At 60.8% G+C, this 12,017-nt stretch carries 14 protein-coding genes; 7 read left to right on the forward strand and 7 right to left on the reverse strand.

Going from position 1 to position 12,017, the window contains the following annotated elements; all coding sequences use genetic code 11:
• Positions 1–121 precede the first annotated feature (121 nt).
• Positions 122–697, reverse strand: a complete 576-nt coding sequence (locus GR197_RS00005; protein WP_246724427.1) for a DUF6538 domain-containing protein — start codon at positions 695–697, stop codon at positions 122–124.
• 242 nt (positions 698–939) lie between these two features.
• Here GR197_RS00005 and GR197_RS00010 point away from each other — a divergent pair, with 242 nt between their 5' ends.
• Entirely contained in the window at positions 940–1,179 is a 240-nt protein-coding gene (locus GR197_RS00010; protein ID WP_164006013.1) for a GIY-YIG nuclease family protein, read from the forward strand.
• Positions 1,180–1,233: 54 nt separating this feature from the next.
• On the opposite strand, the gene GR197_RS00015 is transcribed toward GR197_RS00010, so the two are convergent.
• Complete coding sequence (locus GR197_RS00015) at positions 1,234–1,470, reverse strand: DUF2798 domain-containing protein (protein WP_164006014.1); 237 nt, start codon at positions 1,468–1,470, stop codon at positions 1,234–1,236.
• 238 nt (positions 1,471–1,708) lie between these two features.
• Between GR197_RS00015 and GR197_RS00020 the strand changes: the two genes are divergently transcribed.
• Both GR197_RS00020 and GR197_RS00025 read left to right on the forward strand, forming a co-directional pair.
• Positions 1,709–2,431, forward strand: coding sequence for a YoaK family protein (locus GR197_RS00020; protein ID WP_164006015.1), 723 nt, complete (start codon positions 1,709–1,711; stop codon positions 2,429–2,431).
• A gap of 68 nt (positions 2,432–2,499) precedes the next feature.
• Positions 2,500–3,288 (forward strand): YdcF family protein, encoded by a 789-nt coding sequence (locus GR197_RS00025; RefSeq protein ID WP_164006016.1) that lies wholly within the window; start codon positions 2,500–2,502, stop codon positions 3,286–3,288.
• Position 3,289: 1 nt separating this feature from the next.
• On the opposite strand, the gene GR197_RS00030 is transcribed toward GR197_RS00025, so the two are convergent.
• Entirely contained in the window at positions 3,290–3,763 is a 474-nt protein-coding gene (locus GR197_RS00030; RefSeq protein WP_164006017.1) for a hypothetical protein, read from the reverse strand.
• 180 nt (positions 3,764–3,943) lie between these two features.
• On the opposite strand from GR197_RS00030, the gene GR197_RS00035 reads away from it, so the two are divergent.
• Positions 3,944–4,579 carry a trimeric intracellular cation channel family protein gene (locus GR197_RS00035; protein ID WP_164006018.1) on the forward strand — a complete coding sequence of 212 codons (636 nt, stop codon included), beginning with the start codon at positions 3,944–3,946 and terminating at the stop codon, positions 4,577–4,579.
• 13 nt (positions 4,580–4,592) lie between these two features.
• Here GR197_RS00035 and irrA read toward each other — a convergent pair whose 3' ends face one another.
• A complete protein-coding gene (irrA, locus tag GR197_RS00040) occupies positions 4,593–5,012 on the reverse strand; it encodes an iron response transcriptional regulator IrrA (protein WP_164006019.1) in 420 nt (139 codons plus the stop codon).
• A gap of 297 nt (positions 5,013–5,309) precedes the next feature.
• On the opposite strand from irrA, the gene fabA reads away from it, so the two are divergent.
• The 3 genes from fabA to fabI are packed head-to-tail and all read left to right on the forward strand — an operon-like array spanning position 5,310 to position 7,912.
• On the forward strand, positions 5,310–5,825 hold the full coding sequence (gene fabA, locus GR197_RS00045) for a 3-hydroxyacyl-[acyl-carrier-protein] dehydratase FabA (RefSeq protein WP_007634186.1): 516 nt from the start codon (positions 5,310–5,312) through the stop codon (positions 5,823–5,825).
• 43 nt (positions 5,826–5,868) lie between these two features.
• Entirely contained in the window at positions 5,869–7,101 is a 1,233-nt protein-coding gene (gene fabB, locus GR197_RS00050; protein WP_164006020.1) for a beta-ketoacyl-ACP synthase I, read from the forward strand.
• A gap of 4 nt (positions 7,102–7,105) precedes the next feature.
• Entirely contained in the window at positions 7,106–7,912 is an 807-nt protein-coding gene (fabI, locus tag GR197_RS00055) for an enoyl-ACP reductase FabI (RefSeq protein WP_164006021.1), read from the forward strand.
• Positions 7,913–8,010: 98 nt separating this feature from the next.
• Here fabI and GR197_RS00060 read toward each other — a convergent pair whose 3' ends face one another.
• From GR197_RS00060 to rpsO, 3 genes are all read right to left on the reverse strand, one after another.
• Positions 8,011–9,027, reverse strand: coding sequence for a class I SAM-dependent methyltransferase (locus GR197_RS00060; RefSeq protein WP_164006022.1), 1,017 nt, complete (start codon positions 9,025–9,027; stop codon positions 8,011–8,013).
• A 132-nt stretch (positions 9,028–9,159) separates the two neighbouring features.
• Positions 9,160–11,298 carry a polyribonucleotide nucleotidyltransferase gene (pnp, locus tag GR197_RS00065; protein ID WP_164006023.1) on the reverse strand — a complete coding sequence of 713 codons (2,139 nt, stop codon included), beginning with the start codon at positions 11,296–11,298 and terminating at the stop codon, positions 9,160–9,162.
• 357 nt (positions 11,299–11,655) lie between these two features.
• On the reverse strand, positions 11,656–11,925 hold the full coding sequence (gene rpsO / locus GR197_RS00070; protein WP_007634179.1) for a 30S ribosomal protein S15: 270 nt from the start codon (positions 11,923–11,925) through the stop codon (positions 11,656–11,658).
• Positions 11,926–12,017: the final 92 nt, after the last annotated feature.

Raw genomic sequence — 12,017 nt, forward strand, 5'->3', positions numbered from 1 at the left:
GGCCCATGAGCCCAAAACAACGAAGGAGAAACGCAGGACCTTGACCACTACGACCAGCACAAACGATACCTAAAGGCGGGTCACTTCTCGGTGGAAACGCCGGGTCAGCTCTCAGTGGAAATCAACAACCGGCCCTTTCGCACCAATCCTTCAAGAGCTTCATGGCCCGCTTATCGTCTGCCAACGTGCGAGCCTTGACGTGTGACATCGCCAGAAACTTCTCGTGATGAAGGTCGATTGGTGTTCTGTGCCCGCGCGCCAATTGAGAAAAATCCGTAGCGAGACGTAAGCGATCGTGGTCGAATACTTCAATGCCATCCGCGTCAATGGCGATCGGTCGACCTGCAAGAGACTCCGCCTGCCAATCGATCTCCTCATCTATCTCGTCTCGCTGCGTCGGATCGAAAGCACGCTTACGCTCGTCGGCAAACCGAACGGCCTGCTGCATTGCCTGCTCGCGGCTTACTGATCGGGCGGCCTCTAACGAGAGCGATGGGTTTTCCACATGTGCGATGGTGGCTTTGAGGTCCGCTATGACATCCCATTTGAGCCGGTTCGCTTCTTTGAGGCTGTCTGTCCCGAGCGATTTCTTCAGTTTGGTGCCAAGTTCCGCACGCAGCTTTTTCGGCACGTTCACTACAACGCGCCACTGGTTGCCATGAAGTTCCAAAAACATGCGATCAGATGAGAACGCCAAGAATGCCTCCGAGTACCCAGGAAAGTACCCACATCTAGTCCCACAGGTGTCTGAATTTCAATAATTATTTGACATAGAAGAGAGATTTCTTGGGCGGGGTTGTCTCCCGCTTAGCTCCACCAGCCTACGCTCTTCGAGCTTCGGCTCGGCAAGCCGGAAGGCTTGACGCGACGAAGGCGAGAAGGAAGCGAAGGCTGCCGCGCCGAAGTTGCGAAGCAACGTAGGCGGGCTATGATACTTCCATGAAGTATGTCTACATCCTCCATAGTGTCGAATTTCCAGATCGCTATTACGTTGGCGTGACCGGCGACCTGAAATCGCGCCTGTCAAAACACAACGCCGGAGCGGTCTCTCACACCTCGAAATATGCCCCTTGGTCGCTTAAGACCTATCTCGCTTTCTCCGACGAGGCGCAGGCCTTTGCTTTCGAGAAGTATCTGAAGTCGGCTTCGGGCAGAGCTTTCACAAAGAAACGACTCTAACCTCCCCGCGTCGCCCCCGGCAGGCCGCTACCACAGCCCGCCGGCGCCTCGCGCTTACATCTCGACGATAGCGGCTGTCACCCGCTTCACCACCGGCAGCACCAAGAGCAGGACGGGAAAGGCGATTGTCCAGGAAAGTGCCCAAGCGGAGGGCCACATGGCAAGGGCCGGCGCGGTCAGGCCCTGTACTCGCAGGATGCTGATGGCCGAGACGACTGATGTCATCAGCAGCGACAGAATGAGCGGCATGACGACGGAATTGTAACGTTTGGGAAGTTTGCCTTTGGGCATTTTGATCTCCGTAAGATGCCGATCAGAACAAATGCGCAGCGCCGACCGGCGGATTGCGCGTTGATTGACGTAAACGCTTACGGAGCTTCGATCTGAAGCAACCCTGTCTCTATGGCCGAAATTGTCTTGCCGTTCAAGTCCAGCTCCACTCCCGCCTGGTCGTCTTTGCCAATTCCTCAATGAAAGGAATTATTCTTGTTGCCGCATCTCAGCGATTCGGCCCCAGGACCCTTGAGCAATGACCAGAGCAAGACGCCGCCGTCTCATTCGCACCCGACGGACCATGACCGGGATTGGCCTCGTCGGCTCGATTTCTTTTCTGGCCGGCATGACCGATGCGACCGGCCTGCTGCTGACCGGCGATTTCGTTTCCTTCATGACCGGCAATACGACGCGGGCGGCGCTGGCCTTGAGCGAGGGCAATCTTTATCACGCGGCGGTGCTGGTCTCCGCCATTCTCGTTTTCGTGCTCGGCAATGCGGCCGGCATCGTCATCGCCCATGTCTCCGAGCGCCGCATTTTCGTGGTGCTCGGTTGTGTCGGTCTCGTCCTGGCGCTCGCCTCGGTGATGACGATGCAGGGCCTGTTGCTCGCCCGCTTCTACATGATCGTTTTCGCCATGGGCATGGTGAACGCCGCCGTCGAACATATCGAAGGCTTGCCGATCGGGCTGACTTATGTGACTGGCGCCTTGTCGCGTCTCGGCCGCGGTATCGGCCGCTGGATCATCGGCGATCGCCATATCGAATGGACGATCCACATCGTGCCCTGGGGCGGCATGGTGCTCGGCGCGATCGCCGGCGCCGTGCTGACGCGGCAGACCGGCGCGCAGGCGCTGTGGGCGGTCTCCCTCTTCGCCATGGTGCTCGCACTTGCCGCGATGTTCATCCCCCGGCCGCTTCAGCGGCGCTTCAACCAGAAGATCGCACCGCATCGATCGGCCGTCGCGCGGGCGAAATAGAGCCGTCGCATTCCTGTTACCGTCGAATCGGATAGGAAGGGCCGCCGCCCATACTCAAGGAGTAGGTCTTGTTCCTGATTTCGAAGCTTGTCTGGATTTTCGCGCAGCCGCTGTCGCTGGCATTCTTCCTCGTCTTCCTTGCCTTGCTTGCCGGCCTGTTGCGCTGGCGCACCTTGGGTATCCTTAGCGCAACGGGTTCGGCGCTCATCCTCTTCGTCACGCTCTACACCACGGCCGGCAACCTCATGATGCAGGGCCTTGAGCAGCGCTTCGCCAAGCCAGCCGCCGATCCGGAGAACCTGCAATGCATGATCGTGCTCGGCGGCGCTTTCGAAAACGAGGTGAACACGGCGCGCCACGGCATAGAATTCAACGCAGCCGCCGACCGCTTCGTCGAAGCCCTGCGGCTCGCGCAGAAATTTCCGCAGTCGCGCATTCTGGTGTCGGGCGGCGACGGCTCGCTTTCGGGCATCTATGAAGGCGATGCGGCGGCATCCGAGCGTTTCTTCCCGCTCTTCGGCGTCGGCAGGGATCGTCTGATCGAGGAGAAGCAATCGCGCACCACCTTCGAAAACGCCGTCAATACCAAGGAATTCCTTGCAGGCCAGGGGCTTGCCAATTGCCTGCTGATCACCTCGGGTTTTCATATGCCGCGTTCCGTCGGCATCTTCCGCAAGCTCGGCATCGATATCGTGCCCTGGCCGACCGATTATCGCACCGACGGTGAGGTCAGGCCGGGGTTGGATTTCACCCAGCCGAACCTCAATGCGCAGAACATGGCGACGGCGATCCGCGAATGGTACGGCCTGGTCGGCTATTATCTCGCCGGCCGGACGTCGGCGCTCTATCCGGGCTGAGTTACTTTTTTGAAATGGTAACGAATTTCGTGCCGCGCACGCGCGCCGTCACGGTGCAGGGATCGCCTTCGGTGCGGTCGCAAAAACGCGGATGCATCTTCATCGCCAGCACCATGTTGCCGAAGCGCTGGACGAAGTCGTAGCCATAGATCTGCGCCGTCGCGATCATGAAATAACCGCCTTCCGCCACCTGCAGATAAAAATTATAGGTGCAGCCGTCGTCATTGCACTGCGGCCCCTTCTGCCCATCGCAGGTCAGCTGGCCCTCGTTGACCACTGCATCGGTCAGGCCGTCATTGTTGATGTCCTGCCGGATGATGAAGCCGTCGGAAAATTCGGCGGTCTTGCACTGCTCCTGGAAATGTTTCTTCTCGTAGATCTCCGGATCGGAAATCAGCGATTGCTGGCCGAAGGCGACAGCCGGCATGACGAGCAGCAGGGCGATATTCAGAACGGCGAGCACCAGCGGTTTCACGGCTTTCCTCATTTGGATAAAAGGCTCTGCAGCCTGATGCATGTCGCCCGAATGTGTGCGGCGGATTTGGGACGACGGCATGCATCGAATAAAGACTTCGGCTTTATGGCGCCGCCGCCTTGCGCCGCCCTTGCCATCGTGGTTCTTTCGGCAAAAACATAAGCCGGTTCCGGGGTCCGCATGTCCTTGCTCGTCTATCTCGATTATGCCGGCATTGCGCTGTTTGCCGCGACAGGCGCGCTTGCCGCCTCGCGCAAGCAGTTGGACCTGATCGGCTTTCTATTTTTCGCCATGGTGACGGGAACGGGCGGCGGCACCGTGCGCGATATCGTGCTCGGCCGCGTGCCGGTCTTCTGGGTGCTGAACCCCGGCTATATCCTCGTCTGCTGCGCCATGGGCGTCGTCGTTTTCTTTACCGCCCACCTGCTGGAATCGCGCTATCGGCTGCTGATCTGGCTGGATGCGATCGGTCTTGCCGCCTATTGCGTGCTCGGCGCCGCCAAGGGCCTTGCCGCCACCGGTTCGCCGACCATCGCGATCGTCACCGGCACGCTGACGGCGACCTTCGGCGGCATTCTGCGCGATCTGATGGCAAACGAGCCTTCGGTGCTGCTCAGGCCGGAAATCTACGTCACCGCAGCCCTGATCGGCGCCGGTGTGTTCACGCTCGCCAATGGCCTGGGAATGCCGCTCTATCTGGCGTCTGCCTGCGGCGTCGTGGCGGCCTTTGCGGTGCGCGGCGGAGCCTTGTGGTTCGGCTGGACTTTTCCGACCTACAGGCACAAGCCCGGCCGGCATCCCGACGATGTGATGTGAAGCGGCGGCGTCGTCAGCCCTGCTTTGCCCGCAGGCGGATCACCACGTCGACATGGGCGATTTCCATCCCCTCCGGCGGCTCCGGCAGGTTGGCGATCGTCAGGTTGCTGACGGGAATATCGAGCACCTCGTTTTCGCCTTCGACGAAGAAATGGTGGTGGTCGGAAACATTGGTGTCGAAATAGGTCCTGGCGCTCTCGACGGCGAGAACGCGGATGAGACCGGCTTCGGTGAACTGATGCAGCGTGTTGTAGACGGTTGCCAGTGACACCGGCACGCCGGCGGCAACAGCCTCCTCATGCAGTTCCTCGACGGTCAGATGCCGGTCGCCCTTAGCAAACAGGAGGTCGCCAAGCGCGACACGCTGGCGGGTGGGGCGCAGGCCCGCGCCGCGCAGCCTTACCTCTATGGCGATCGGGAGTGCACCCGTCATCAAAACCAACTCCGGTTATTCCTGCATAAATCAATCATGTTTCTTCAAGCGGTATAACTTTTGCACCGGAGCCTTTCAATAGTTCAATGGGGACAAGAGCCTGATAAACGCGGCCAAAACGGGCTTTTGACGCAAATAGGTCTGGTCGCAGCCCTGGCCTTCCTGTATGCGACCACCAAATAATAGCGCAAGCTTGGTCCGAGACCGTGAATGAAGCTGCCTTGCTCGTGCTTCATTTTCTGAAGAACTTGGACTACACCACATCCATGGGCTCACGCGGGAGGGAAAAGAAACTTTATGACGACCAGACAGTCCAGCTTCTCGTACGACGAACTCATCGCCTGCGCACATGGCGAGCTGTTCGGGCCCGGCAATGCGCAGCTTCCCCTGCCGCCCATGCTGATGGTTCACCGCATCACCGATATTTCCGAAACGGGCGGGACCTTCGACAAGGGATACCTCAGGGCCGAATACGACGTACGCCCTGACGATTGGTATTTTCCCTGCCATTTCGAAGGCAATCCGATCATGCCGGGCTGCCTCGGCCTTGACGGCATGTGGCAGCTGACCGGTTTCTTCCTGGGCTGGCTCGGCGAGGCAGGCCGCGGCATGGCGCTGTCAACCGGCGAAGTGAAATTCAAGGGCATGGTCCGGCCGCAGACGAAGCTGATCGAATACGGCATCGACTTCAAGCGTGTCATGCGCGGCCGTCTGGTCCTCGGCACGGCCGACGGCTGGCTGAAGGCCGACGGCGAGACCATATACCAGGCGGCCGATCTTCGCGTCGGTCTCTCGAAAGACAAGACGGCCTGAACCGTATCTCAAGCGGCTCACGAAACAAAAAAGGTTTGATCAGATGAGACGGGTAGTTGTCACGGGTCTGGGTATCGTGTCCTCGATCGGAAACGACGCCGCCGAAGTCACCGAATCCTTGCGGCAGGCAAAGTCGGGTATCTCCTTCTCCAGCGACTTCGCCGAGCACGGCTTCAAGTGCCAGGTCTGGGGCAGCCCCAAGCTCGGTTCGGCGGAGCTAACCGAACTGGTCGATCGCCGCGCCATGCGCTTCCTGTCGCAGGGCGGCGCCTGGAACCATGTCGCCATGAAGCAGGCACTTGCCGATTCCGGGCTGGAAGAGAAGGACTACGCTCAGAACGAGCGCACCGGCATCATCATGGGCTCCGGCGGTCCGTCGACCCGCACCCTGATCGAGGCGGCCGAGATCACCGTGAAGAACAACAGCCCGAAGCGCATCGGCCCCTTCGCCGTGCCGAAGGCGATGTCCTCCACCGCATCGGCCACGCTCGCCACCTGGTTCAAAATTCACGGCGTCAATTATTCGATCTCGTCGGCCTGCTCGACATCGGCGCATTGCATCGGCAACGCCGCCGAGATGATCCAGTGGGGCAAGCAGGATGTGATGTTCGCCGGCGGCCACGAAGATCTCGACTGGACGATGTCCAACCTCTTCGACGCCATGGGCGCCATGTCCTCCAAGTACAACGATACGCCCGATACCGCCTCGCGCGCCTATGATGTCAACCGCGACGGTTTCGTCATCGCCGGCGGCGCCGGCGTGCTGGTGCTCGAGGAACTGGAGCACGCCAAGGCCCGCGGCGCCAGGATCTACGCCGAAATCGTCGGCTACGGCGCAACCTCGGACGGCTACGACATGGTGGCCCCCTCGGGCGAGGGCGCCATCCGCTGCATGCGCCAGGCGCTCGCCACCGTCAAAGGCGATGTCGACTATGTCAACACCCACGGCACCTCGACGCCGGTCGGCGACAGCAAGGAAATCGGCGCCATCCGCGAGGTATTCGGCGCCAAGATCCCGCATATCCAGTCGACCAAGTCGCTAACCGGTCATTCGCTGGGTGCAGCCGGCGTACAGGAATCGATCTATTCCCTGCTGATGATGCAGCATGGCTTCATCGGCGAAAGCGCTCATATCTCCGAGCTCGATCCGGAATTCGAAGGCGTGCCGATCGTGCGCAAGCGTATCGACGATGCGAAGGTCGACATCGCTCTCTCCAACTCCTTCGGCTTCGGCGGCACCAACGCCACGCTGGTCTTCCAGCGCTATAACGGATAACAACATGTCGGGAATCATGCAGGGTAAGCGCGGCCTCATCATGGGCGTCGCAAACAACCATTCGATCGCCTGGGGGATTTCAAAAGCTCTCGCCGCACAGGGTGCGGAACTCGCCTTCACCTATCAGGGCGATGCGCTGGGCAAGCGCGTCAAGCCGCTGGCTGCCGAAGTCGGCTCGGATTTCGTGCTGCCCTGCGATGTCGAGGACGTCGCCTCGGTCGATACCGTGGTCGACGCGATCAGCGAGCGCTGGGGCAAGCTCGATTTCATCGTCCACGCCATCGGCTTTTCCGACAAGAACGAGCTGAAGGGTCTCTACGCCGATACGACGCGGGAGAATTTCAGCCGCACCATGGTCATTTCCTGTTTCTCCTTCACCGAGATCGCCAAGCGCTGTGCTCCGTTGATGGAAGACGGCGGCGCGATGCTGACCTTGACCTATAATGGTTCGACGCGCGTCATCCCGAATTACAACGTCATGGGTGTCGCCAAGGCAGCGCTCGAGGCTTCGGTGCGTTATCTCGCCGCCGATTACGGTGCGCGCGGCATCCGCGTCAACGCCATATCGGCCGGCCCGATCCGGACGCTGGCCGGCGCCGGCATCTCGGACGCTCGCGCAATCCTCTCCTGGAACCAGCGCAATGCGCCGCTGCGCAAGACCGTGACCATCGACCAGGTCGGCGGTTCGGCCCTCTACCTGCTTTCAGACCTTTCCGCCGGCGTCACCGGCGAAATCCATTTCGTCGACGCCGGCTTCAACGTCACCTCCATGCCGACGCTGGACGCGCTGCGCAGGGCGGACGTCGACTAGCTGCTACCTCGATTTGAAACTCAAAAGGCCGTGCGCAGATGATGCGCACGGCCTTTTTTCTTTCGACCGATGAAAGGGAAAGGTTCGAGGCCTGACCCTTACTTCTTCGCCCACAGCACCTTGAAGCGGGCGTTGCGGCAGGTTTCGCCGCTTTCCCTGAAATTCGCCGACAGAACCGGCTCGTAGGGCAGGCCGCGATTGGCGACCAGCATCAGGCGGCCGCCGCCGCGAAGCGCGGATGCGGCGGTCTCGATCATTGCCTGGCCGAGCGCCGGATCGGCGGCGTGCCCTTCGTGGAAAGGCGGGTTCATGATGACGAGATCGTATTTGTCCTTGACCGGCTCGCCCGCCAGATCGTGCCAGAAGAAGCGCGCAGGCGCCTTCGGGCAGTTCTCCGCCAGATTACCCCTCGCAGCCTCCAGAGCCGCGTGATCGGCCTCATAGAGGTCGAGGCGGGTCAATCCACGCGATCTCTGCGCCATCTCGACGGAGAGATAACCCCATCCGGCGCCGAAATCCGCAACGTCGCCGGCAAAATCCTGCGGCAGCCGCGAGGCGAGCAGTTCCGACCCGGCATCGATCCGGTCATGCGAGAACATGCCGGCAGTCGCATGGAAGCGGCCGTCGACGCGCGCCGGCGCCTTTGCCAGCTTGGAGACGATCTCGTCGGCATCGGCAGGGCGGCCGAACCAGAAGGCGACACCGTGATATTTCGGCATATGGTCGATTGCGAGGTTGAAACCTTCGAGGCGCTTGCGCAGCGGCTGGATGCCGTCTTCCTTGGCGCCGGCAACGACGATCAGGCCGCCGACCCGCGTGCGGGCGATTGCCGCGGCGAGATTGGCCTCGTTCTCGCCCTTGTGCTTCGTGCAGAGCACCAGGGCGGCATCGTAGTCCTCGCCGTCGATCTCGGGCTTTGCTTCGATCCGCTGCGCCAGCAGCTGCCGGTAGAGCGGCCGGAAGCCCTGGACGGCGCTGAGCGAGGCGGCAAAGCCGTCCGGCAGCGCAAAGCCGGCCTCGGCGCCGAGGAAGAGCACGCGCTCGCCCTCGCTGGGCGCCGCGACTGTGCCGCTGGCAAAGGGATGGAACAGGGTCTTCAGCGTCTCGCGGCTCATGGGTCTCGTCTCGTTAAAAGCATGTCGCGCAAAAGTGTTGAGCGGTTTTGCGACCACGACATGCGCAAAACCAGGATACAAAAAGGGCGCGGAAGAATTCCCGCGCCCGGAACTAAATCTGGAAGGCGCGGCTTATTCGGCCGCTTCTTCCTTCTTCTTCTCGTTCGGGATCTCCTGGCCGGTGGCCTGGTCGACAACCTTCATCGACAGGCGAACCTTGCCGCGTTCGTCGAAGCCGAGCAGCTTGACCCAGACCTTGTCGCCTTCCTTGACGACGTCCTGCGTCTTGGCAACACGCTCGGAAGCGAGCTGCGAGATGTGAACGAGGCCGTCGCGGGCACCGAAGAAGTTGACGAAGGCGCCGAAGTCGGCGGTCTTGACAACCGTGCCTTCGTAGACCTGGCCGATCTCGGGCTCGGCAACGATCGAGTGGATCCACTTGCGGGCCGCTTCGATCTCCTTGCCGGAGGAGGAGGCAATCTTGACGGTGCCGTCGTCCTCGATGTTGATCTTCGCGCCGGTCTTTTCGACGATTTCGCGAATGACCTTGCCGCCGGAGCCGATGACTTCACGGATCTTGTCGACCGGGATGTTCATGACTTCGATGCGCGGAGCGAATTCGCCGAGCTGGCCGCGGCTTTCGGTGATGGCCTTCGACATTTCGCCGAGAATGTGGGCGCGACCGCCCTGGGCCTGGCCAAGGGCGACCTTCATGATCTCTTCGGTGATACCGGCGATCTTGATGTCCATCTGCAGCGAGGTGATGCCGTCGGCGGTCCCTGCAACCTTGAAGTCCATGTCGCCGAGGTGGTCTTCGTCACCGAGAATGTCGGAGAGCACGGCGAAGCGATCGCCTTCCAGGATCAGACCCATGGCGATACCGGCAACCGGCTTTGCCAGCGGAACGCCGGCGTCCATCAGAGCGAGCGAAGTACCGCAGACGGTCGCCATCGAGGACGAGCCGTTCGACTCGGTGATTTCGGAGACGACGCGGAGCGTGTAGGGGAACTGCTCAGGCGTCGGCAGCATCGGACGGATCGCGCGCCATGCGAGCTTGCCGTGGCCGATTTCGCGGCGGCCCGGGGAGCCCATGCGGCCGGTTTCGCCAACCGAGTAGGGAGGGAAGTTGTAATGGAGCAGGAAGCGCTCCTTGTACATGCCCGTCAGGCTGTCGACATACTGCTCGTCTTCGCCGGTGCCAAGCGTGGCAACGACGATCGCCTGCGTTTCACCGCGGGTGAACAGCGCCGAACCATGGGTGCGCGGCAGGAGGCCGACTTCCGAAACGATCGGACGAACGGTCGACAGGTCGCGGCCGTCGATGCGGCTCTTGGTGTCGAGGATGTTCCAGCGAACGATCTTCGCCTGCAGGTGCTTGAAGACGGCGCCGATGACTTCGGCGCTGTACTTGGGCTCGACGCCTTCGGGGAAGAAGTGAGACTTGACCTTTGCTTTGACGGCATCGACGGCTGCATAGCGATCAGCCTTCTGGGTGATCTTGTAGCCTTCGCGCAGTTCAGCTTCAAAATGCTTGAGCATTTCGGCTTCGAGTTCGGAATGGTCTTCCGGCTGGAAATCACGCGGTTCCTTGGCGGCAACTTCGGCGAGCTTGATGATCGCGTCGAGAACCGGCTGGAAGCCCTTGTGGCCGAACATGACGGCGCCGAGCATGACGTCTTCGTTCAGTTCCTTGGCTTCGGACTCGACCATCAGAACGGCGTCGTAGGTGCCGGCGACGACGAGGTCGAGGCTCGATTCGTCCATCTCGTCGAGATGCGGGTTGAGAACATATTCGCCGTTGATGTAGCCGACGCGCGCACCGCCGACCGGGCCCATGAAGGGAATGCCGGAGAGCGTGAGCGCTGCAGACGCAGCAACCATCGACAATACGTCGGGATCGTTTTCAAGGTCGTGCTGAACGACGGTCACGACGACCTGCGTGTCGTTCTTGTAGCCTTCCGGGAACAGCGGGCGGATCGGGCGGTCGATCAGGCGGGAAACCAGCGTTTCCTTTTCAGACGGACGACCTTCGCGCTTGAAGTAGCCGCCGGGGATCTTGCCGGCTGCGTAGGTCTTTTCCTGGTAGTTGACCGTCAGCGGGAAGAAGTCCTGGCCGGGCTTCGGAGCCTTGGCGGAAACGACGGTGGCGAGAACCACGGTTTCGCCATAGGTGGCGAGAACCGCGCCGTCGGCCTGACGGGCGATTTTGCCGGTTTCGAGCTTCAGCGGCCGGCCGGCCCACTCGATTTCGACTGTGTGCGTATTAAACATGACTTGTCCTTCAATGCGGGAGCACGCGCCATCGCCGATATCAAGGCGCAGCGCACAGTCGACCGCAAATAATGTGACGTATCACGGGCAAGACAACGGGAGGCTTTTCATCCTTGGGTTCCTCGATAAATCCGAGGTTCCCTGAGAAAACCAGGCCAAAGCCTCGAGAAGCCTTGGCCGAAAGCATCCGGCAATCCTGCCCCATGACAGGTCAACGGTTGGTTTGGCAGAACCGGCCCATCCGGGTCCGCCGGTCTTTTCCACCGCTTGAAGATAGGGCGCGGCTGGAACATTTCATCGGGAACCATGTCCCGAAACAGATCCGGCGGGCACTCCGAAAGCGCCCGCCGGACAATCTTAGCGGCGGATACCCAGGCTGGAAATCAGCTTGGAATAGCGGCCTTCATCCTTCTTCTTGAGATAATCAAGAAGCGAGCGGCGGCTCGAAACCATCGTCAACAGGCCACGGCGGGAATGGTTATCCTTCTTGTGGTCCTTGAAGTGTCCGGTCAGGTTGTTGATGCGTTCGGTCAGGATCGCGACCTGGACTTCCGGAGAACCGGTATCGCCTTCGACGGTTGCGTATTCCTTGATCAGCGCAGACTTGCGCTCAGCAGTGATCGACATCGGGTGATCCTTTCTAAGAGAGGAGATAAAGGTCGCCAAAAGCCGGGATGTCGTCCAGCTTTGGCCGTGAATGCGAGCAGGCGAACCTGACG

It is taken from the genome of Rhizobium phaseoli (genome assembly GCF_010668805.1).
Taxonomy (GTDB): domain Bacteria; phylum Pseudomonadota; class Alphaproteobacteria; order Rhizobiales; family Rhizobiaceae; genus Rhizobium; species Rhizobium phaseoli_A.

Bases quoted from the DNA above. Each gene is read 5' to 3' on its own strand.
- GR197_RS00010 (WP_164006013.1), top strand. From the start codon at position 940: ATGAAGTATGTCTACATCCTCCATAGTGTCGAATTTCCAGATCGCTAT.
- GR197_RS00015 (WP_164006014.1), bottom strand. From the start codon at position 1,470: ATGCCCAAAGGCAAACTTCCCAAACGTTACAATTCCGTCGTCATGCCG.
- GR197_RS00020 (WP_164006015.1), top strand. From the start codon at position 1,709: ATGACCAGAGCAAGACGCCGCCGTCTCATTCGCACCCGACGGACCATG.
- GR197_RS00035 (WP_164006018.1), top strand. From the start codon at position 3,944: ATGTCCTTGCTCGTCTATCTCGATTATGCCGGCATTGCGCTGTTTGCC.
- irrA (WP_164006019.1), bottom strand. From the start codon at position 5,012: ATGACGGGTGCACTCCCGATCGCCATAGAGGTAAGGCTGCGCGGCGCG.
- fabA (WP_007634186.1), top strand. From the start codon at position 5,310: ATGACGACCAGACAGTCCAGCTTCTCGTACGACGAACTCATCGCCTGC.
- fabB (WP_164006020.1), top strand. From the start codon at position 5,869: ATGAGACGGGTAGTTGTCACGGGTCTGGGTATCGTGTCCTCGATCGGA.
- fabI (WP_164006021.1), top strand. From the start codon at position 7,106: ATGTCGGGAATCATGCAGGGTAAGCGCGGCCTCATCATGGGCGTCGCA.
- GR197_RS00060 (WP_164006022.1), bottom strand. From the start codon at position 9,027: ATGAGCCGCGAGACGCTGAAGACCCTGTTCCATCCCTTTGCCAGCGGC.
- pnp (WP_164006023.1), bottom strand. From the start codon at position 11,298: ATGTTTAATACGCACACAGTCGAAATCGAGTGGGCCGGCCGGCCGCTG.
- rpsO (WP_007634179.1), bottom strand. From the start codon at position 11,925: ATGTCGATCACTGCTGAGCGCAAGTCTGCGCTGATCAAGGAATACGCA.